19 protein-coding genes and 1 riboswitch are annotated in these 20,887 nt (G+C 42.0%); of the genes, 2 read left to right on the top strand and 17 right to left on the bottom strand.

Going from position 1 to position 20,887, the window contains the following annotated elements:
- Positions 1–14 precede the first annotated feature (14 nt).
- The 12 genes from LJD61_RS13960 to LJD61_RS20575 all read right to left on the bottom strand — a co-directional run bounded on the left by LJD61_RS13960 (position 15) and on the right by LJD61_RS20575 (position 13,530).
- Complete coding sequence (locus LJD61_RS13960) at positions 15–1,358, bottom strand: MATE family efflux transporter (RefSeq protein WP_255228163.1); 1,344 nt, start codon at positions 1,356–1,358, stop codon at positions 15–17.
- Between the two features lie 79 nt (positions 1,359–1,437).
- On the bottom strand, positions 1,438–2,541 hold the full coding sequence (locus LJD61_RS13965) for a serine hydrolase (RefSeq protein WP_255228164.1): 1,104 nt from the start codon (positions 2,539–2,541) through the stop codon (positions 1,438–1,440).
- A gap of 105 nt (positions 2,542–2,646) precedes the next feature.
- Positions 2,647–3,114 carry a chemotaxis protein CheX gene (locus LJD61_RS13970; RefSeq protein WP_255228165.1) on the bottom strand — a complete coding sequence of 156 codons (468 nt, stop codon included), beginning with the start codon at positions 3,112–3,114 and terminating at the stop codon, positions 2,647–2,649.
- Between the two features lie 121 nt (positions 3,115–3,235).
- Positions 3,236–3,319: riboswitch (cyclic di-GMP riboswitch) on the bottom strand.
- Positions 3,320–3,451: 132 nt separating this feature from the next.
- Entirely contained in the window at positions 3,452–3,670 is a 219-nt protein-coding gene (locus LJD61_RS13975; protein ID WP_255228166.1) for a hypothetical protein, read from the bottom strand.
- Between the two features lie 366 nt (positions 3,671–4,036).
- Entirely contained in the window at positions 4,037–5,188 is a 1,152-nt protein-coding gene (locus LJD61_RS13980) for an amidohydrolase family protein (RefSeq protein WP_255228167.1), read from the bottom strand.
- On the bottom strand, positions 5,179–6,330 hold the full coding sequence (locus LJD61_RS13985; protein ID WP_255228168.1) for an amidohydrolase family protein: 1,152 nt from the start codon (positions 6,328–6,330) through the stop codon (positions 5,179–5,181). The genes LJD61_RS13980 and LJD61_RS13985 overlap by 10 nt, the downstream gene beginning before the upstream one ends.
- A 12-nt stretch (positions 6,331–6,342) precedes the next feature.
- Positions 6,343–7,731, bottom strand: a complete 1,389-nt coding sequence (locus LJD61_RS13990) for a M14 family zinc carboxypeptidase (protein ID WP_255228169.1) — start codon at positions 7,729–7,731, stop codon at positions 6,343–6,345.
- A 389-nt stretch (positions 7,732–8,120) separates the two neighbouring features.
- Positions 8,121–9,710 (bottom strand): ABC transporter substrate-binding protein, encoded by a 1,590-nt coding sequence (locus LJD61_RS13995; protein WP_255228170.1) that lies wholly within the window; start codon positions 9,708–9,710, stop codon positions 8,121–8,123.
- Positions 9,711–9,725: 15 nt separating this feature from the next.
- A complete protein-coding gene (locus LJD61_RS14000) occupies positions 9,726–10,721 on the bottom strand; it encodes an oligopeptide/dipeptide ABC transporter ATP-binding protein (protein ID WP_255228171.1) in 996 nt (331 codons plus the stop codon).
- A complete protein-coding gene (locus LJD61_RS14005) occupies positions 10,722–11,690 on the bottom strand; it encodes an ABC transporter ATP-binding protein (RefSeq protein WP_255228172.1) in 969 nt (322 codons plus the stop codon). It lies immediately after the preceding gene.
- 2 nt (positions 11,691–11,692) lie between these two features.
- Entirely contained in the window at positions 11,693–12,556 is an 864-nt protein-coding gene (locus LJD61_RS14010) for an ABC transporter permease (protein ID WP_255228173.1), read from the bottom strand.
- Positions 12,557–12,567: 11 nt separating this feature from the next.
- Entirely contained in the window at positions 12,568–13,530 is a 963-nt protein-coding gene (locus LJD61_RS20575; RefSeq protein WP_255228174.1) for an ABC transporter permease, read from the bottom strand.
- Positions 13,531–13,813: 283 nt separating this feature from the next.
- On the opposite strand from LJD61_RS20575, the gene LJD61_RS14020 reads away from it, so the two are divergent.
- On the top strand, positions 13,814–14,410 hold the full coding sequence (locus tag LJD61_RS14020) for a TetR/AcrR family transcriptional regulator (RefSeq protein WP_255228175.1): 597 nt from the start codon (positions 13,814–13,816) through the stop codon (positions 14,408–14,410).
- Between the two features lie 47 nt (positions 14,411–14,457).
- Here LJD61_RS14020 and LJD61_RS14025 read toward each other — a convergent pair whose 3' ends face one another.
- The 3 genes from LJD61_RS14025 to LJD61_RS14035 are packed head-to-tail and all read right to left on the bottom strand — an operon-like array spanning position 14,458 to position 17,683.
- Entirely contained in the window at positions 14,458–15,456 is a 999-nt protein-coding gene (locus LJD61_RS14025) for a M42 family metallopeptidase (protein ID WP_255228176.1), read from the bottom strand.
- 5 nt (positions 15,457–15,461) lie between these two features.
- Positions 15,462–15,746 (bottom strand): 4Fe-4S dicluster domain-containing protein, encoded by a 285-nt coding sequence (locus tag LJD61_RS14030; RefSeq protein ID WP_255228177.1) that lies wholly within the window; start codon positions 15,744–15,746, stop codon positions 15,462–15,464.
- Positions 15,743–17,683 carry an FAD-dependent oxidoreductase gene (locus tag LJD61_RS14035; protein WP_255228178.1) on the bottom strand — a complete coding sequence of 647 codons (1,941 nt, stop codon included), beginning with the start codon at positions 17,681–17,683 and terminating at the stop codon, positions 15,743–15,745. Before LJD61_RS14035 ends, LJD61_RS14030 begins: the two co-directional genes overlap by 4 nt.
- A gap of 196 nt (positions 17,684–17,879) precedes the next feature.
- On the opposite strand from LJD61_RS14035, the gene LJD61_RS14040 reads away from it, so the two are divergent.
- Positions 17,880–18,542, top strand: coding sequence for a GntR family transcriptional regulator (locus LJD61_RS14040; RefSeq protein ID WP_255228179.1), 663 nt, complete (start codon positions 17,880–17,882; stop codon positions 18,540–18,542).
- Positions 18,543–18,550: 8 nt separating this feature from the next.
- On the opposite strand, the gene LJD61_RS14045 is transcribed toward LJD61_RS14040, so the two are convergent.
- Positions 18,551–19,672 (bottom strand): M42 family metallopeptidase, encoded by a 1,122-nt coding sequence (locus LJD61_RS14045; RefSeq protein WP_255228180.1) that lies wholly within the window; start codon positions 19,670–19,672, stop codon positions 18,551–18,553.
- Positions 19,673–19,687: 15 nt separating this feature from the next.
- Positions 19,688–20,875, bottom strand: coding sequence for a M20 metallopeptidase family protein (locus LJD61_RS14050; protein ID WP_408615511.1), 1,188 nt, complete (start codon positions 20,873–20,875; stop codon positions 19,688–19,690).
- Between the last annotated feature and the right edge of the window lie 12 nt (positions 20,876–20,887).

Genomic DNA, 20,887 nt, shown 5'->3' on the forward strand with positions numbered 1-20,887 from the left:
GCTATCACCTCTCATCATCTTATATCTATCCTTCTCCAATGCCCTTTGCTGTATCTTATGACCATAAGAGTTGCCTCCACTCCGTATTGCAAGGCAGTAGCAGCCCAAACATAGCTGATATTTCCGTTTATCAAAAATACGATTGCAAAGATCAAGGGAAGCCTGAACAGGAAATTCGTTACCAGAGATATCCTAAAGGGACCTTTAGTATCCCCGGCTCCTTTCAGAGCGCCCGACATAACCATCCCGATAGCTATGGGCACCTGCTCAAAGGCTCCTATCCTGATAGCCTTTGAAGCCTCCGCAACTGAGGCCAGATCCGTGCTGAAAACCCTCATTATATTGTAAGGGAAAAAGAAAAACGCAAGCCCCACGGCTCCCATAAGCAAAGCCGCATAGGTTACAGATCTTTTGGCTATTCTCTCAGCCGTATCCCGATCGCCTGCTCCAAGGCTCTGGCCTACCAAGGCCGCTGCTGCAACGGCGAATCCGTTGCCTGGCATGAAGGATAGAGACTCCGCCGCCACAGCCAGGGAATTAGCTGCAAAGGCTATGGTGCCCAATTGAGCTATCCAGAAGGAGGATAAAAGCCTGCTCCCCTCATTCATAAAGGTCTCCATACCTGCAGGCATGCTGAGATTTATCAATGTGCCCAGAGATTCCTTCTTGAAATTGAACATATTTTTTCTCCTGAGCTTGATGCCGTTGGTGCCCTTTACAAGAAAAGCGAAGCATATGAAAAAGCCTATAGCCTGCGAAGCTGCAGTGGCTATGGCTGCACCATCAGCCCCTAAAGCCGGAAAGCCCAGCTTGCCGAATATCAATACATAATCTCCCACTATATTTATTGCATTGGCTACCATGGCAGAAATCATCGGTACCACCGTATTGCCCGCAGCCCGCAAAATAGAGCTGGATATGATCAAGGGTATTACAAAAAACGTGCCTGTAAATACAATTCTGGAATAAGAGCTGCCTATCCTGATCACTTCAGGATCTTTAACTATGGCAGTGAATATCGACCTGGCGAAAACAATGCCTAAAGTACCCAGTACCAGCGCCACTATTATCCCCAGGCTTATAGCAAGCCCTGCTATGTATTCCGCCCTCTCATTATCCTTTGCCCCTATATTTCTGGCTACAAGTGCTGTAGCCCCTATGCCTATAGCTCCCATGACATTGCCCAGGGTAAACATGATCTGTACTCCTAAGTTTACACCTGCAATATCCGCTGCCGTAAGCCTTCCTACCATTGCGGTATCAGCTGTCCAAACAAGCGTATGAGCCATCATCTCTGCGATTGCAGGCAATGCCAAAGCAAAAATTCTGCTGTCCATTTTTCTATCTATTAAAGCCATATGATCCTCCAAATAATCTTTTTGCAATATATATTGTACCAGACACTGATAAATACTCCAATAAAAATTTAAGGCCCCTTTAATTGGAAGGAGCCTGTGAATGATTTTCAACCGTTATTCGCTTTGCCATATAGTTGTATATTTCCTTTGCCAGAGCCCGGTAACTGGTCTGCACCGATGATTGGCTGCCCAAGCTCATAACAACCATGATATATGGATTATCCTTCAGATATATTATGCCCGCATCATTATATACACCGCTGTCATTGGTTCCCGTCTTATGGGCTACCGGGGATTTGTATCCAATGCCCTGGGGAAGCCTGTTGCTGTAAATATTATTTCTCAGGGACTCATCAAAATATTTGCTGTTAGCCTCTCCGAAGGCCTTGCCCTCATAAAGCAGATCCAAGATATGCCCCAGATCCTTTGGCGTAGTCCTGGGCCCTTTGCTGATACCGTACCTCTTGATGTTTTCATTATAGGACATGGCCGGGGCAGGGCCTATCTCACTATATACATAGGTATTCTTCAGCCCCAGCTCTAAAAAAACTTCATTGAGCTTAACGTTGCCAAAATGCCTCAGCAATGTATTAAAATATCCGTTAACGGAATGAGTTATCATCTTATAGGTGAGCTGCTTCATATTGTACTTGCTTCCTGTAATTTCATCCACATACTCTTTATCGATATCCAGCTCTCCCAAATTATTTAAATAATATACAACCGCCGCCGCTGCCAGCTTGCAGGTCGACGCAGTCTGGAAAAAGCCCTCACCTTCATACTTGTCGGATAGCTTACTGCCGTTGTAATCATATTCATAGCCTGTTTTTAGTTCCTTTATATATATGCCTATGGTGCCTTTGCCGCCGTTTTTCATAAAATTATTCAATTGTTTCTTTACCATGGCATCAATATCATCATAGAAGCGCTTTTCCGCCTCTGTCATCCTTTGCTCTTCCAGCTCTAAGGCCTGCCCATCCTCCTGCCAGTCGGGATCACTGGTCAGCCCGTCGAAGGGCAGCTTATTTTTCTGTATTGTATCTTCTGTCGCCTTATCCTGTTGAGCTGCCGCAGCATCCGCTGGTGCATCAGGCTCTGTAAAGCCTTCGCAGTATGGCAGCAGCACAGAGGTAAAAGTAAATGATAAAGTAAGAATGAAAACTAAAATTCTTTTATGATCCACGAAACCACCCAGCCTTCCAGAAATTAAGAAGCAACAAAAGTTCTCCTGAATTTTAGATATGCTGTAGGACGGGTGGATATTACATCAAATTGACTGCTTTGCCTATCAGTTTTCTATATATGATATATCCAGCTCTATTTTAGCGTTATCGTCTAATATTAAGGGTATGCACACAACCGTTGATTTAGCTGCACTTAATTGCATGTTATCTCCGGTTAAGACTGTGGGAGGTGTTATATCCACATGAATATTTTTTTTCGAAAAAATTGTTGCCGTATTCCCTAATATCATATTGCACAGCTCTGCAATGGCGCTTTTGGACATTTCATCGAGGGTCTGTATAGGCATTCCGCCCATCATTGCAGAAACGATCTTATAAGCTGTTTCATAGTCAAAGGATACGACTACATTTCCGCGGATTTTGCCTGCCAGGCCTATTATAATCATAACCTTGTCGCCGGTATATGGCGTAGCCTTGACATATAGCTGTCCAATAGCAGGATCAAATCCGGTAGTCTGGCTTATAACGCTCCGGCTTGCTGCAATGAATGGATTGATGTATTCAACGTTCATTTATCGGTTCTCCTTTTATATTGTAATTTTTGCTACTTTAAACGGGAAGTGCACCAATCCGGCTGACAAATCAAAAAAACCATAGTACAAATTTACCACGGTTTTAATAAGACAGAACTCCTATTGCAGCCCGACTATCGTAGTGTCCCACATTAGACTCGTAGCTTTGCGTCCCTGGCTTTCGACAGGTTTGCCCATTATTAATTATACAGATCATTTTTATATTACCATCCGAGAATATACATGTCAATATTTATCTTTTTTTCGGTTATTTTGTCAAATGACGAGGAGGAACTTGAGCGTTATATGGATGTCAGGCATGTCTGCAAATGTGGTTCTATGCTGTTTTAGCCTTGGTTTCTACCAGTTCTATATCATCGATGTGAAAATCTGCTCCGTTTGTTACAATCCAATCGAAAAACTGATAATAAACCTTGAAACAGCTTCCTTTCTTATAAGGAAATCCATGCTTCTGATACCAATCCGTCTTCAATCTTACCTTGTCCCCATAATTATAGCTGCTGCATTCATATTCTTCGCATTGATCCGGTTTCATTTGACAATCCGCTCCTTTAAAATTATTTTATAACGTACAAGCTCCAAACCTCATAATATAAAGAAAATAAAAACCTCCTAATCCATAGAAAGATATAGGAGGTTAAGAAACTCTGTATCTAAATGTTTACTATAGCGTCGCTGTTCAAAATTAAGGTAATCTGTAAACAGGCATTATAAAATACAGTTTACATAATTGCCCCCTAATCTTAGCTCAATTATAGTTTTTACACCCTTCAATGTCAAATGCTTCACGTAAGGTGAGAGCCCTTGTGAAACTATATAGAAGGCATGAATCAATTTAGATGTGTATCTTTAAGAATACTTACATTTCTCTCCTTCTACATAGCTTGAACGATATTCATCTTTATTTTTTATATACTACTTCACCATTAATAATTGTATAGGCAACAGTTGCATTCGTATCTACTGCAGGCATCCCCTTAAAAATAACTATGTCTGCATCTTTACCTTCCTCAATAGAACCCACTCTGTCTTCAATGCCCAATATCTTGGCAGGATTGATTGTCAGCATATTGAGTACTCTCTCTATATCTCCGCCAAAGCGAATTACTTCGCCGGCTTGTATAATGATTACCTCCGGGTTTAGTATTGGACCGTCAGTCATTATCGCACAGTTTACTCCTTTTTTGTCCAATTCCACCAGGACTCCTATATCGATTTTGCCGCATTCCCCCGGCAGTAAAGGTACACCAATAGGTCCATAAATAACTCCTCTGCAGCCCGAGTTGACTATATCATCAATAAAATCACCGGCTCCCCAAGCATGATCCAAAGTAAACTCCACATCAAATTCCTTTGCTATCCTAATAGTTGTAAGCATATCAAACTGCTCGCAATGAACTTTAATGGGTATTTCCCTTCTAAGCACTCTGCAGACATTTTCCAATCCTGTATCATAAGGCACCATCGATGATCCATCATCCTTGGCTTCTGCCCTTTTATCCATGTATTCCTTTCCCTTAATAAATGTCTCTCTCATGACTTGTGCGATTCCCATTCTGGTCATAGGCATTTGGTTGCGCTTGCCGTAGACTCCTTTTGGATTGCCGCCCAAGGCCATTTTTAAAGCTATAGGGTTTTTTATGCACATATTCTCAATACTGTTGCCATAGGATTTTACTGCACATACTAAGCCTCCCACCACATTGCCGCTTCCCGGAGCAATTGCAGAGGTTGTTATTCCGACTCTCCTGACTCTCTCAAACATTTTTGAACCGGTATCGATAGAATATATTGATTCGACCTCCGGTGTGGCGTTTTTTGTCATTTCATTTAAATCCTGATCGCTCATATCTGTGCCAAAACCGCCGATATGGCTGTGGGCATCAATAATTCCAGGTATTACAACCATGCCTTCTGCATCTATTACATCATCGCAGCTGCATTTTAAATTTACACCAACCTCTTTTATCTTTCCATGAGAAATAAGGATATCTCCTTTTTCAATAACTTTTCCGGCACAAGTATATATTTTAGCATTTTTAATCACCAGCATGAAGCAACCCTCCTAGAGTTTAGGATATTTTCACCATTTATATAGACTGCTTCAGCCCTCGCAGCATATGTCTCAATAGGATTAGCAGACCATATAGATAAATCAGCATCCTTGCCTATTTCAACAGAACCTATCCTATTATCAACACCCAATATCTTAGAAGGTATCGAGGTAATCATTTTGAGCACGTCTTCACTGTCCAGGCCATTCTTGTAATATAATATGGCATTCCATAACAGAGATTCTTTGCCTGACGCTGCATTATCTCCGCAAGAGCTGATAGCAATATCCATATCTTCTTCTACCAATTTTTTTATTGCAGAAAAGTCTACCATAGAATTTTTATACGACATGGCACAGGTCAAATCTCCAAGAACTATGCCTGTCCTCCTGCCGAGTATCTTGGTGACATCTTTATGGATGCCGAAAGCGCCTGTAAATACTACATCTATATCGAAATCCTTCAAAGCCATTTCTATTGCATCCATATCGGCCTTTGTGCTGCAGTTTATGAAAAGAGGCATTTCTTTGTCCAAAACCTTCAACAAGGCTTCATAATCCCCATTATAGTCCTTCTCTTTTTTCCCTTTGTATTCCAAAGCCTTCCTCAGGGCTTCCGTCAGAAGAGAGAAAGCTCCCATCTTGGTCATAGGGGTGAGGTTTTTGGGGCCATATAATTTTTTTGTTTCTGCTGTTATAGAGGATATCATCGCTGCCTTTTCTTTCACCAGCATTTTGTATGGATGATCGCCATAAGTCTTAAATACTGCTGCATTGCCTCCGATAACATTTTTCGTTGATGGAGTTATACCTGCACTTGTTACGCCGTATTCAAAAACTCTTTGGAACATCATGCTGTCTTGATCAAAGGAATAAACCACATCCATAGCCGGGGTGACCGGATTGGAATGCTCATTCAAATCATTATCACCCCATCCGGGTCCCATACATCCCCAAACATTAAGAGAATCAATGAATCCGGGCAATATGACCTTATCCTTTGCATCTACCACTTCTGTAAGATCAGAAGCTTTTAGATCATATCCAATATCTTTTATCAGGGTATTCTCTATGAGAATATCCACGCCATCTAATACACTGCCATTCCCATCATGCAAAATACCCTTCTTTATCAGAATCATGATCAGCCCTCCTTAATTGTTTTTCAAGTAATCTGCCATGATCAGTCCGCATTCCAATTGAATGGCTACCAGTTTCTTTATCGGCACTACTTCATAATGTATCTTCTCTTCCAATTCCACACTCAGTGCCTTTAACCTGTCTTCTGCAAGCTTAAAAGCTCTCTCCAAGGCTTCTTTCTTTTCCTTGTCGTCTTCATTTGAAGCAGCCATCTTTTCCAACTCACATTCATTAGCTCTGACCAATAATCCATAAGACAACATTTTGTAAAATTTGGTTACCAGTAAATTATCGAATTCTTCAGCTACTGTAGCTTTTTTGGCAAAATCCGGATTTTCCTTTACCATCTTTCGTTCAGCTTCATTTCTTTCGGCATTGTCTGTAAAAGCTTCCAAAGCAAGTCTGAAAGGATTGTTCTTTTTCATATACTTTATCGAAATATCGAGGGTAGATTTTATGAACTTATCTGCCTCTTCGCTGTTATCCAGGCTTATTAGCACTGCATCACTTCGGGTTATGCCGGCTTCAGATAAATCATTTATCCTTTTGTCGTAAAAATATGGTAATTCAGTCAGAAGTGTAAATGATCCGCATAGATCCTGAGCATAATCAGAGCTGCAGGTTCCGGCCTTTATGCTGTCTTCCGGATGCTCCACACCGTATTTTTCTAAATAATCATAGCTTTGCTGGATGCCCAGATTCTGATAAATGGCAGGAGAATATGCTACACAATAGGGCGCTTCGGGTTCGCCCAAATTCAAAGGCACTCCCTGCTTTTTAGCGGCTTCTCTCATAGCATCATAGATTTCCTTCGTTTCTTCGGTTATATACCAATAGACTCCTCCGAAACCCGCATTATGCAAGGAGTATATAAATTTTGGCCTGATGCGTTCTATAAGGTCCATCATAGCCTTTGTCTCAGGAATCGTATCGTGGAAATGAAGATTTTTATAATCTATCGGGAAGGTCCAGTCTACCTGCTGATGTCCTGCTGGTCTGAAAAAATTTCTCGAATAATTATAAAGAGTATATGGGCCTTTGAACCACTTTTCATTTAGTTTTGTGCCGTCTGCATCCCAGGCTTTCACTATATACCAAGTATAGTCAAGCTCATCTCTCAGCTCCTTATTTTGTGCCAGTTCTCTGGAGAAGTATTCCAGCATCATTGTTCCGATAGGCTCATTCGGGTGAGGGCAGCCAAACATTAAAGCATTTTGGGAGCCATTCCCTATTTTTAAGCAGTATAAAGGATGATTTTCTCTTGATCTTCCCATTTCAAATAATTCTACGCAGTCAGGAAATTCTTGCGCTAATTTTTTACTGCTATTATCCATCTCTTCTACAGTCAGAAATTCCTTGTAGTCAGGAATACCGTCTATAAGCCTTTGAAATATTTCTTTCATGTCATGTCCTCCTAAAAGAGCTAATTGCATATCCACTTAAACCAGATATGCAATTAGTCAGTTTATCTAATATTAATTTAATCTGTTGTGATAGCTGATAACAAGTATAGAGCTTCAAGGCTAAGACTTTGTAAGCTTGCATAGGGCTGCGTCAAAACTCGCTTTGGCTCAAACAGTTGACACAGCTTTTCCTATACTTCGCTAACAAACTCTAAGCCTTTTCACAAAATACTCTTTTATCAGCTGCCACAACGAGTTAATTTATCACTGAACTAATCCGCTCTAAGACCCCCGCCTCTATAGGCGGCGGGTGCCAAGAGCGGCTAAGTCCAGTATGGACTCGACTAGCATTCAGTGGGGGTTGAATCCCCCTCTGAATGAAGTCTCGTTCAATTTGCAGCTAAATCTGTATAAGTGAATTCTGCCCAGCCCCATTTACCTGTGCCATCAATAGGCAGATTGATATAATCGGATCTATTGGCATCATATCCTGCAAAAGTTACTATCGGAACATAAGGCAGATCCTTCACCAACAGAGCCTGTGCTTTTTTGTAATACTCTGCTCTCTTAGCCTGATCTCCTGTGGCAGCTCCCTGTTCGCATAATGCGTCAAATTCTGCACTGCTGTAGTCCGCATAATTACTTGCTTGTCCGGTGCCAAATCTTTTTGCCAGAGCAGCAGGATCCGGTCCCATGAATCCACCCTGCATTTCCAACATGAAATCTCTCCTGGTTCCTACTTTTTCAGACCAGGCATTATATTCATGAACTTGTACTTCAATATCTATTCCGGCTTGAGCCAAAGTAGCTTCGATCAATTTCGCAGCTTCAGGATAACCGCTGCCTTCAAATACATCCAAAGTCAAGCCCGTTACATAGAATCCATTTGCATCCTTCTTGTAACCTGCATCCTCCAATATTTTCTTAGCTTCCTCTATATTGAAGTGCGGAGATGTTTCCTCACTGTTAGATGCCCATTTTATTAAAGAAGGATACATATTGTATTCAGGTTTTTGCACTCCTGCATATATCTTTTGAGATATTTCTTCCTTATTTATGGCAGTAGCTATAGCTTTTCTTAGGTTCACATCTTGTACTGCTTTATCTTTTAAGTTAAATATGATTCTCATGGGAGACGGGTATTCATTCAAAGCTAATCTGATATTCCCGTCTGCTTTTAGCTCCTCAACATTTCCTGCAGGCACATTTTCAAACATATCTATATCTCCGTTGATAAGAGCCTGTACTGCAGTTGCATCATCCGGAATTATTGAGAATATAAGCTTGTCCAGCTTAGGTGAACCTTCATGGTAATCCTTGTTTGGAACAAGAGTGATGCTTTCACCCTGTTTGAACTCGGAGAACTTGAATGGTCCTGAACCTACAGGATTCTTTGAAGCAGGATTGTCTTCCCATTTTTGCCCGTTATTAAACAGATGCTCAGGCAAAATGAATGTTCCATACCAGCCCAAATCCGCAATAAAAGAAACGTCTGCTTTATTCATTTTGAAAACTACAGTATAATCATCCGGAGTTTCAATAGAATCAACAATTCCAAGTCTTGTGCTCATATAATATGTTTCATTGGCTTTAATAGTATCGAAAGTGTATTTTATATCTTTGCTTGTAACTTTATTTCCGTCATGCCATTTGGCATCTTCTCTCAAATAGAATGTGATATCCTTACCATCTTCACTGACCTCCCACTTGCTGGCCAGATCAGGTATAATCTGTTTTGATGTGTCTAACTTCACAAGCCTGTTGAAGATATTTTGGACAATGGGATAATTATTATCATCAGGCAGTGTGTCCGGATTAAAAGACATTGGATCCCCAATAGCCCTTACAATCAGTACCTTTTCCTCCGCAGGCGCCTGTGCGGAAGCAGGTTCGGATGCGTTTTGGGAAGTTGAGCATCCGGTTGCAATAATAGAGAGCATTAACACTATTGCGGTTATCAACGATATTTTTTTCTTCATAAAAATCCTCCTCACTTATTCATTATTCAATCTATCGCAAGCTGCATAATGGCCATTCCCTAAGTCATAGGCAGCAGGATATTTGATAAGGCACTCTTTATTCGCTTTAAAACACCTAGGTGCAAAATAGCAGCCCGGTCCAGGATTGATCGGAGTAGGGGGCTCTCCAACAATACTGATTCTGTCCATAATTTCATCGGGATCAATAGATCCGCAATTTGAAATCAATGCTTGGGTATATGGATGTTTCGGATTTTTTATAATTTCATCGCTTTCTCCGTATTCCACTATCCTTCCCAAATACATAACTGCTATTTTGTCGGATATGTATCTTGTCAATGAAATATCATGGCTGATAAATACGACTGCAGCATTCTTTTCCTTGCTCAGATTCAAAAGCATGTTGATGATATCGGCTCTGACAGAAACATCGAGCATAGAAACCGGCTCATCTGCGATGATAAACTTAGGATTTAAGAGCATGGCACGCAATATAGAAATTCTCTGCAGCTGTCCTCCTGACAATTCATGAGGGTATCTTTTCATAATATCTTCACCAGGATGAAGCCCTCCTGATTCTAAGGTTTCTATACAAATTCGCCTCTTCTCCTCATCTGAGCCGGCGATAGAATGTATCTTAAGAGGCCTCATCAATATATTTTCGATAGTATCTCTTGGAGTAAAAGAATCATAGGGATTCTGAAATACTATCTGAACTAATCTTCTGAACTCCTTCGAGTTTCTTTTCATCAACTCTCCTGTGGACACATTGTCAATATATACGTCTCCGTCCGTCGGATTCTCAAGCCTGGCAAGGATTCTCCCCAAGGTGGATTTCCCGCAGCCGCTCTCTCCTATGACGCCTAATACTTCGCCTTCTTCCATCTCTAAAGAAACTTTGTCTACTGCCTTAACCCATTGTTTTTCTTTTGCAAACAATTTTATACCGCTCTTAACCGGGTACCACATGGAAACATTATCTATCTTTATGTACGATTTGTTATTCTCCATCTAATTTTCACCTCCATACAGGTGACAGTTAAGCAAAAACCCTTCATCCGTCTCCAGTTTCCTGGGCTTGGCTTTAAAACATTTATCCATTGCAGATTGGCATCTGGGAGCAAAAATACATCCGTCATACAGCTTGGACAAATCCGGTAAAAAGCCATCTATAGCTTCTAATTTTGACTTTTCTCCTTTAAGAGAAGGAAAAGATGAAAGCAAACCTTTGGTATATGGATGCTTCGGATTTTTTAAAACATCCTTGACGTACCCTATTTCCATAAACTCTCCCGCATACATGATAGCCACCTTATTGCATGAGGTTGACACCACAGACATATCATGAGTTATCATAATTCTGGTCATATCCAATTCTTTTTCCATTTTTAGAATCTCATCCAAAATCTGGCCTTGTGTCACAACATCAAGAGCTGTAGTAGCTTCATCGAGAATCAGCAGCTTAGGATTATGCATAAGGCTTATGGCGATAGAAACTCTTTGCAGCATTCCTCCCGACAGCTCATGGGGATAGAGATTGTATACCCTCCCCGAGAGATTTACCAACTGCAGGAGATATTCTATCCTTTTAAAAATCTCTTCTCTTGAGGCATCAGGGTGATGAACTCTGTAAATATCCTCGATCTGAGTTCCTATGCGATGAACCGGGCTTAATGAGTTCATAGATTTCTGAAATACAACGGCTAATTCTTTCCATCTCATTTTTTGCAATTCTGTCTTGCTTAGCTTTGTAATATCTTTACCTATAAAATTGGCCGTTCCGGATATCTCCGTGCTTTTCTCGGGCAGAAGCCTCAATAATGCCATAGCCAGTGTCGATTTTCCGGAGCCTGATTCACCCACTATTCCCAGGGAGTCTCCTTTTTGGATTTGAAGATTTGCATTTTTTACTGCATAAACTTTTTTATATTTATTCACATAAGTGACATTAAAGTCTTTTAATTCCAAAACTCTTTCCATTACTAGGCACCCCCTCTGCCGATACGCTTAGGATTAAGCACATGATTTAAGCCATCGCCTAATAAATAAAATATTATTACCGTGATAACAATAGCCAAACCGGCAAAGGTTGATATCCACCATGCACTGGTGATATATGCCTTGCCTGAATAAATCATCTGCCCCCAGCTTATGACATTAGGGTCACCTAGGCCCAAAAAGCTGAGGCCTGCTTCTGTCAGTATGGCATTGGACATACCTACCGTTGTATTTGCAATCACCGGAAATATGCCGTTGGGAATGATATACTTAAAAAGTATCTGGAGCCTGCTTTCCCCCATTGCAGTACCTGCTTTTACAAAGGTCCTCTCCCTCAGGGATAAAGCTTGAGCTCTCATCAATTTGGCATTGCTCGGCCAGGTTGTCAGGCCTATTACTATCATTACGTTTACAATGCTGTTACCAAACAGGGCGATTATAAGAAGAATGAGAAAAAAAGTAGGCAGCATCATAAAAATATTAATTATTTCCGATACAAACTGGTCCACATTTTTCCCAAAATACCCCGCGATACCTCCTACGAGGGTTCCGATTGCAGCAGATATAAGAGCTGAGATGACAGCAACCTTAAGGGAGGTACGAGTTCCGTAAATAATCATGCTGTAAATATCTTGTCCCATATTATTGGTCCCCAGGAGGTGTCCGTTTTGCCCTATTCTATTCAATATATCCGGACCAAAATCATATGGATTGTGGCTTGCTAAACCTGATGCGAATATTACGACTAATAAGAGCAGAATAATACCGTAAAACCCGCATTTCAATTGTATGTCTTTAGCAATAAATTCTCGGATTTTTTTAAAAATGTTTTTTACATCTAGCTTCATGAAGACCCTCCTTAGTATCTTATCCTTGGATCAAACACTGCATATACTATATCTACTATCATCATAACCACTGCAATCGATACCGACATGACAAGATATATCCCCATTAAAGTAGGGTAATCTCTCTGAGTGATGGCGGTGAGAACCAAACGCCCTGTCCCCGGCCAGGCAAATACTATCTCTATAAGTGCTACTCCTGTAATCAAGTAGGCTAATGATATGCCGAAGATAGTTATGGTCGGCAGTATTGCATTTCTGAATATGTACTTGTTGAATATTTTCTTCTCATTCATTCCTGTAGCTCTGAAAGTAACAATAAAATCTTCATTAGTGACCTGTAAAACAGATGATTTTGCAATTCTGAAATAAATCGGTATTTCGATCAATAGGAGTGTCCCCACAGGCAAGATCATATGTACAATTACATCCAATATATATTTCATGCCGGTGTAGTTCGCTCTGGCATTAGTCATCCCGTATGTAGGAAGCAGGTTTAATCTGGATGAAAAAACTATAATAAGCATAAGTCCCAGCCAGAATGAAGGCATTGAATTCAAGACATATGAAATTCCTGAGAAAGCGACATCTATAAATGAACCCTCTCGCCGGGCCGCCATTATGCCCATCAATGTTCCGATAAATAAAGAAAGTATCGCCGCAGTGAGCACCAATAATATAGTGGCTCCCAGCTTTTCGCCTATCATATCCGTGACCGGTCTATTGTATATTATTGAAGTTCCTAAATCTCCTGTAAGGGCTGTCTTCAAATACATTACAAACTGGGTAGGCAAAGGCTTGTCCAGGCCATATTTATGCTCTAATGCAGCTTTCAAGACCGGATCGTCAGTCTCTTTACCCATCAGAGTCTTTATAGGATCGCCCGGTGCTAATCTGATAATAATGAAGTTGATGGCAAAAACAATGATTATAGTAAGAAGGCCTGTTAATAATCTTTTGCCAATGTATCTTTTCACTCAATCCCCTCCAAAGCTGAATTTCAACCTGTGTTTGAAAGCAATAACACTGTATCACCGCTTCACTGCAAACATGATATAATAATTGTAAGCCCATGGTGAACACGTTCACTTTTTTTATTTATTATACTAGCACTATTAAAATCTCGTGTCAATGCATTATCTCTTTATTCTTACTATTTACTAAAATATAAATTTATTGATTTTACAGCTTATTTATATTTACTAGATTCCCTAATCTTTGGTACAATGAAATCGATTAAATAATTCTAAGGAGGTAAATATGCCCAAAAAAACGTTTTTTAACTTACCCCCTGACAAAAGGCAAAGAATAATCGACGCAGCGTATGATATATTTGTTGAGGAAGAATATGAGAAAGTAAGCATCAGGGCTATCACCAAAAAAGCAGGCATATCATTAGGAAGCTTTTATAAATATTTTGATGACAAAGATGAATTGTATTTATATTTGTTAACTTCTATTGAGAAAAAAATATATGATAAAGAAAAAGAGTTTAAGGGTATTTTTTTATTGAGAAAAGATTATATACCTATTGAAAAGATATGTTCAAAAAGGGAAATCGAATTTGATAAAACCTGGTATAAAGCTCCTGTAGAGGTTATGAGGAAGTTCTATTTCGGAGAATACAGCAAAGAATTGAACAGCATTATCAGAGATGAATTGATAGAGCTTAAAAACTCCGGTAAATTAAAGGATTCCCTTGATATTGATTTTATTTTCTACTTATTTGTAACATTAATGTTCAACATATTGATGTATTTTAGAGAGCATAATATCGAAGATCACGATGAGAAGCTTAAGATAAAAAATGAATTCTATACTACTTTATTTTTAACCGGCATATTAAAGGCTGAATAGGCATACTATCCAGCCTTTAATATTACCGCTGCTCTCAATAAAAGGCCTTATTCAAAGGAGAAATCTCTGTTGACAAATAAAGCAAGCAGCCTTACGGAAGCCTCTATATCCTCCATATTGGCCATGCTGTTAGGGCCATGGGGATATCTCGTCACTATTGTTATGCCGCTGGCCCTCACTCCATAATTGGAAAGGTTGATGGAGCTTGCGTCAGTGCCGCCTTTATCGATTACGTCATACTGATACTTGATATTGTTTTCTTCACAGCATCTGACCATCTCGCTTATGAGATATTCATCACATATGACCGACGGGTCTGATACTTTTATTCCTGTACCGGCTCCCAAAGCATTGCTGCCCTCCAGATCACAGGGATAATCGTGGGCGGGAGTGATATCTACCGCAATGCCTATATCAGGCTGTATCCTCTGTGCAGCAATCTTGGCGCCTCTGCAGCCCAGCTCCTCCTGGACGGTGAAGACCAGATATACATCATTTGCCGGAGTGCCCATATCCATCAAGGCCTTTATCATCACATAACAGCCTGACCTGTTATCCAAAGCCTTAGCAGTGATATTTCCGCCCTTCAGCTCCGCATATTCACCGATATAATTGGCCACATCACCTATTTTTACATACTCCATGGCTTCCTCTTTGCTCCTGGCTCCGATATCCACACAAAGCTTAGTAAAATCTCCCTTGACGTTTTCCATCTTGGTAGTGCTGGTCACTATGCCGGTTATGCCGTTCCTGAACCTTACCCTGCTCATGTAGGTGGTATCAGCCCATAAAAATCCCAAGGTCTTAACCTTTATCAGGCCGCTGGGCTCGATCTTGGTGACCTGGAGCCCGATCTCATCCATATGAGCTGCTGCCATAATCTTTTTCTTGTCCTTAGCTGATCCCTTTTTATAGACGATCAAATTTCCCAGTGCATCGACCATAACCTCATCTGCGCAATCCTTCACAGCATCCTTTATCATCTCTCTTACTTCCTTCTCATAGCCGCTGACCCCGAAGGCCTGGGTCAAATCCTTCAACAACATTTTATTCACCTCTCCAATCTGGCTTTTTCCTTTTCAGTCAAAGCCTTTTTCTTTACCCAATGTACTTGATTCATAAGGGGGTGGCGCAGCTTTATGGCACCATCTTTGGGGCATTCCATAACACAGCAGCCGCAATACCAGCACTCCCCCGGATAGGCAACTATCGGGGGTTTTCCCTTCTCGGCATTGGGAATCAGGATATCCACCTGGCATATTTCTACGCATCTATTGCAGCCTATGCATTTATCCGGGTCGTAAATAATAGGGTTTGCAGCAGGCATCTCTCTCATTCCTTATCCCCCCTTATATAATCTTGATTATGCTTTTCATAATTTTCCTTCACATCACCGAAATAGTCAACAGGCACTTCTCTTTTTTCCACTTTTCCATCAAGCTGCTTTATTATGATAAGCTTCTTGTTCATAGCTTCATCTTCTATGCTGTCTCCCCTGTCAAAGCACAAGGGCCTTGAGCTGGATTTCCGGGCTAATGACGCTTCCATGATAATCTGGGCTACTGTTAGTATGTCAAAAACCTCAAGAAGCCTTACCAATTCATGAGGATTATAAGCAAAGGTCTGAGGCACCACGTTCTCCTCATATTCCTTCAGTCTGGACAAGCCAACCTCCAGAAGCTCCTGATATTTGACCTCTCCGCAGTAGTTTTGCATGGTCTTGGCTATGCCCATATTCAGCTCTTTCCATCCTATGCTCACAGACGGGTCATTCTTCAGGGGTGCGTATACTCTGGCTTTTTCTCTTTCTACCTGCTTTCTATTCCATGCTGCAGATTCATTGGCATCAGCGAATTTAGCGGCGTGCCTGCCTGCATAGTAGCCCGTAGTGGCAGCATGGCCATAGCAATTTGAAGCGTAAAGGGCGTCTCCTGCCGAGTATAAGCCTTCCAGATTGGTGCTTAGAGACCAATCGTTGAAAAAGCCGCCGGGCAGGCCAAACAACTGCCGCTCCTGAGGAAGAAAGCTCGCGGAGGTCCAGCCGGTGCCATAGCATTGAAGAACATGCTCCTCAGGGTCAAAACCTGCTTCTGTGTAATTCTTGTATATGGGAACCTTGGTCTTGCCTTCTTCTCCCACCATCATGCCCCAGATCACCCGTCTCTCATCGCCGGGCAAAGCCGATAAATCGGCGTAAAAAGGCAGCTTATAGCCTTTCTCTATCATCTTCGAAAAAGATAGGGTCTCCGGCCCCTCAATACCATACTTAGGATAATCGATGCTTCCCCCCTTGAGGAAAAACTTCTGATCCCTGGCAGGCTTGAACCTGTCGCTTACACTTTCCAGTATATTTCCGTCCCTGTCTGCATAAGGTATTTCTTGTCCCCTTGAATCTATTATTGAAGCAGCATACCAGGTATTATGATTATTGCCGGTACCATATGGCGGATAGCTCCTTCCTGAAGCAGAAAATTCTGCCGGTACGGATTTTTCCATCATGGCAAACTCAGCGCCGGCCCTCCAGCCCATGGCATGTCCATCTCCGATGCATTGTGTGGGCCTGAATTCGCATAGGCCGGGAAGCTCGGCAGAAAAAAGCCACACCCTGGCCGGCCGGGACATGCATATTATACTGGATTTGGCGCTGAAAATATAAAATTTGCCTGTCCTCGTGTGTATGCCTGTTGCGCCTATGCATCTGGCCCCCTGCCGCCCATCCTCCGTGAGCAAGGATGTTATCATCACTCTATCCAGAATCCTTACCCCCATCGTGCGAAGCTCGTTATACATCGCGGGCTTAAAGGTTGAACCCCAGATCCTCAAAGTAAATTTATTTTCATAATCATATGCAAACATGAGCTTTGTTTCATCATCACGAAACTCCGCTCCCGCGAATTCATCATCTGTATCCCTTATTTTGCCTCCCATTTTTTCGATATCCAAAAGCCTGTCATATCCCTCCCTGCACTCTATATAGTGAGATATTCCATTGTTGAAGCCTTCATTGTCATCCAGCATAGCTTGCACCAATTCCTCAGGAGTAACCTTGGAACAAGGATTGGCAGCCGCCGATTCCCAATGATCGCAGCCGGAGCCGCCTGCTCCGCTTCTCCTGGTGGCGCCTTTCTCCACCAGCACAACACTCCGGCCTGCTCTGGCGGCAGCAATGGCAGCCATGCAGCCGGCTATGCCCCCTCCGAGCACCAGAACATCTGCGGCTATGATCTCTTCCTTGTCATACTCCAGGGGATAAGGCCATTCATAATTATGCATAATAACCCTCCCAAACTGTTTAAATATTTTTATAATGATGTTAACACAGCAGCGGGTATTTTGCAATATATATATTGCATTTTGCAAAATGTTAAATGCTATTGCCTTGTATATCTTTTTATGCTAAAATATGCGGTGAAAACAAGGGGCACAAAATGCCGCCGAGTAAATAATAGAAAAGTTAGGGAGCATAGCCATGATAGATATTATTAAAGCTACATTGGGAGATCAAATTTATGCCGTTTTGAGAGACGACATCATAAATCAGAGGATAGAATGCGGTGAGAAGCTTACATTAAAAGCCCTGCAGGAAAGATTCGATATCAGCTCCACCCCGATAAGGGAAGCTATAAAAAGATTAAGCCAGGAAGGCCTGGTTGAGCATGTCACCAATGTAGGTGCAAAAGTCATCGACATAGATGAAAAAGACATCAGAGAAATTTACGACTTCTGTTCTGTTCTGGATGTTGCTGCTCTCAGATTCGCAATCAACAGCGATAGATTTGATGAAATGCTTCAGGAAATGGAAAATTGCATAAAGTCTCAAGAAATCTGCTTAGATAACGGGAGTATGGAGAGCTTCAAGCTGCATTCGGACAATTTCCACGACATATTATATAAGTATGCGGATAATTCACGTCTCTATGATGCTGCCAAAAATATCAGAAGCCAGTTTACCATACTGACCACCAAATATCAAAATTTCTTGAATGCAGGAGCGTTGATTTTAGCCGGACACAAGGAAATCCTTGAAGCAATAAAATCAAAGGATATAGAAAATGCCTCATCACTTATGACAAGGCATTTTGAACACAGCAAGAATTATTTATTGAAATCCCTTGGAGAAGAAATTTATTAAAACCCTGACTATATCATAGTGAGATCAATATTTTTCTTCAGGAAATCCTCCGTAATCTTCAATGCAGCAACCGCATCGTTAAGATTGCATACTTCAACCGGCGAGTGGGAATATCTCCTGGGTATAGCCAATGACACAACGGCCATGCCATTGCCCGCATAGATGCATCTCGCTCCATCAGTGACATAAGCGGCATTTATGAAAGCGAATTCCTGATGCTTGACCCCGGCAGAGGATGCGGAGTCCCGGAGTGCCTCGACCAATTTCGGATGGCTGGCCGCATAGATCATCGCTCCGGCATAGGCCTGAGAAATAATGATCACCGGCCCCTTCCCAAGGCCTACGGGAAGCTCCTTCAAATAATCGCTGTCAGGAACATCACCTGCCGGAACGGTATCTATAAACAGGCCATAATCAGGATTCAAATAGTTTACAGCCGAAGAAACAGCACTGACAGTGCTTTCCTCCAGAATGCCGAATACCGCGAACACTTCTCCATGGATGTCCTCGGCTTTAAGATTTTTCATGGCTTCTATAAGGATAGCGCAGCCAACTCGGTCATCTATGGCACGTCCTGATAAATAATCTGTATTGAGCATTTCAACGCAGGGCGAATCAGGAATGATCTGGGAGCCTGTTCGTATGCCCAACGCCTCCGCCTCTTCTCTGGAGCTCACGCATATATCAACATATGATTGTTTCACCGTTTGGGGTCTCGCCATTTCCTCCGGGGTCAGCAAATGGGCCGAACGTGTCCCGATTATTCCGGGCACTATTCCCTTATCTCCTTTTACCAGCACTCTTCTTCCGGGAAGGCATGCTTCTGAAGCCAGGCCCACCTTTGAGAAATATAGAAACCCGTCAGGGGATATTGTTTTTACCGCATACCCCACTTCATCCATGTGGGCACTGATCATGACCCTGGGCCCTGGCTTTTTACCTTTTTTTGCAGCCACCAGCATTCCGTTTTTCATGACCTCAATGGAATCTGCATATCCTTCCAATTCTTTTTTTACATATCTGGCAACATCCCATTCGTAACCGCTTAAGCCGATTATGGAGGTCAGTTCTTTCAACCTTTTTCTTATAGCTTCCTTCACTTTATCGCCCCTTATCCTAAGTTTATTCACAGTAAAGCATCTCTTCTACTTATTATTTTCAAGCCAGTCAAAAGCTCCCTGGGCTAAAAGGGCAGTCCCTTTCCAGAAAACATCTTCGTCTACTATGAACTTTGAATTATGATGCGGGTATACCGGCCCCTTCTCAGGATTAGCTCCGCCCAGGAAAAAGAATGTTCCCGGCACCTCTGACAGGTAATAGGCCATATCCTCTCCGCCCATTGTGGGCTCTGTGATTTCTAAGATATTTTCTTCACCGATGACCTTTTTAGCTGTTTCATAAAATTCCCTGGTAAATTCCGCATCGTTTACTACAGGCGGAGCTCCCCAGGTGATGTCGTATTCGTAGGATCCTCTCATAGCCTTTGTAACGCCCTGGGCTATTTCTTCTATCCTCTTTGCGATCATTTCCCTCTCTTCATTGTCTATAGCCCTGAAGGTTCCTTCTATCTCAACCACATCGGGTATGATGTTATAGGCTGTTCCCCCGTGGACCTTGCCTATAGTGACAACTGCAGGATGTGTGGGCTTCATCTCTCTGCTCACTATTGTCTGAAGAGCAATGATCACGTGGCCGGCCATGACAACCGGGTCAATGCCCATATTGGGCATCGCTCCATGGCAGCCATGCCCTTTGATTTTTAAGTTGAACTTATCAAAGGATGCCATTGCCCTTCCATAGCTTATCGATATCTGGCCGGGGCCTGTTTCTTTAAAGATGCTTCCTATATGAAGCCCTAATACGGCATCCATCTTGGGGTTTTCCAATACGCCATCCTTTATCATAGCCTTGGCGCCATGGCTGCCCTCTTCATCCGGCTGAAAGATAAGCTTGATGGTTCCATGTATCTTGTCCCTATTCTCATGCAATATCTTTGCTGCTCCCAGAAGCATTGCAGTATGAGTATCATGACCACAGGCATGCATATTGCCGTTGGTCGCGATAAAGGATATATCCGCCTCCTCCTTTATTGCAAGAGCATCCATATCTGCTCTAAGGCCTATAACCTTTCCGGGTTTCTCACCTTTGATGATTCCCACTATTCCGGATACTCCTACGCCTGTTTTATATTCAATTCCTATTTCCTTTAATCTTTCTGCCACATAAGCGGCTGTCTTAGGAAGCTCAAGGCCCACCTCCGGAATCTGATGAAGGTACCTCCTCCAGCACACGATATCAGGTTGAAGCTTTTTCGCTTCACTTACAATGTCAATCAATTTGAATCC

Source organism: Lutispora saccharofermentans, assembly GCF_024363565.1.
In the GTDB taxonomy this organism is placed as follows: Bacteria; Bacillota; Clostridia; order Lutisporales; family Lutisporaceae; genus Lutispora; species Lutispora saccharofermentans.

Bases quoted from the DNA above. Each gene is read 5' to 3' on its own strand.
- LJD61_RS13990 (WP_255228169.1), bottom strand. From the start codon at position 7,731: ATGAAAGAAATATTTCAAAGGCTTATAGACGGTATTCCTGACTACAAG.
- LJD61_RS14035 (WP_255228178.1), bottom strand. From the start codon at position 17,683: ATGCATAATTATGAATGGCCTTATCCCCTGGAGTATGACAAGGAAGAG.
- LJD61_RS13970 (WP_255228165.1), bottom strand. From the start codon at position 3,114: ATGAACGTTGAATACATCAATCCATTCATTGCAGCAAGCCGGAGCGTT.
- LJD61_RS14000 (WP_255228171.1), bottom strand. From the start codon at position 10,721: ATGGAGAATAACAAATCGTACATAAAGATAGATAATGTTTCCATGTGG.
- LJD61_RS14030 (WP_255228177.1), bottom strand. From the start codon at position 15,746: ATGAGAGAGATGCCTGCTGCAAACCCTATTATTTACGACCCGGATAAA.
- LJD61_RS14040 (WP_255228179.1), top strand. From the start codon at position 17,880: ATGATAGATATTATTAAAGCTACATTGGGAGATCAAATTTATGCCGTT.
- LJD61_RS14010 (WP_255228173.1), bottom strand. From the start codon at position 12,556: ATGAAGCTAGATGTAAAAAACATTTTTAAAAAAATCCGAGAATTTATT.
- LJD61_RS14005 (WP_255228172.1), bottom strand. From the start codon at position 11,690: ATGGAAAGAGTTTTGGAATTAAAAGACTTTAATGTCACTTATGTGAAT.
- LJD61_RS13980 (WP_255228167.1), bottom strand. From the start codon at position 5,188: ATGCTGGTGATTAAAAATGCTAAAATATATACTTGTGCCGGAAAAGTT.
- LJD61_RS14020 (WP_255228175.1), top strand. From the start codon at position 13,814: ATGCCCAAAAAAACGTTTTTTAACTTACCCCCTGACAAAAGGCAAAGA.
- LJD61_RS13975 (WP_255228166.1), bottom strand. From the start codon at position 3,670: ATGAAACCGGATCAATGCGAAGAATATGAATGCAGCAGCTATAATTAT.
- LJD61_RS13995 (WP_255228170.1), bottom strand. From the start codon at position 9,710: ATGAAGAAAAAAATATCGTTGATAACCGCAATAGTGTTAATGCTCTCT.
- LJD61_RS13985 (WP_255228168.1), bottom strand. From the start codon at position 6,330: ATGATTCTGATAAAGAAGGGTATTTTGCATGATGGGAATGGCAGTGTA.
- LJD61_RS14025 (WP_255228176.1), bottom strand. From the start codon at position 15,456: ATGTTGTTGAAGGATTTGACCCAGGCCTTCGGGGTCAGCGGCTATGAG.
- LJD61_RS13960 (WP_255228163.1), bottom strand. From the start codon at position 1,358: ATGGCTTTAATAGATAGAAAAATGGACAGCAGAATTTTTGCTTTGGCA.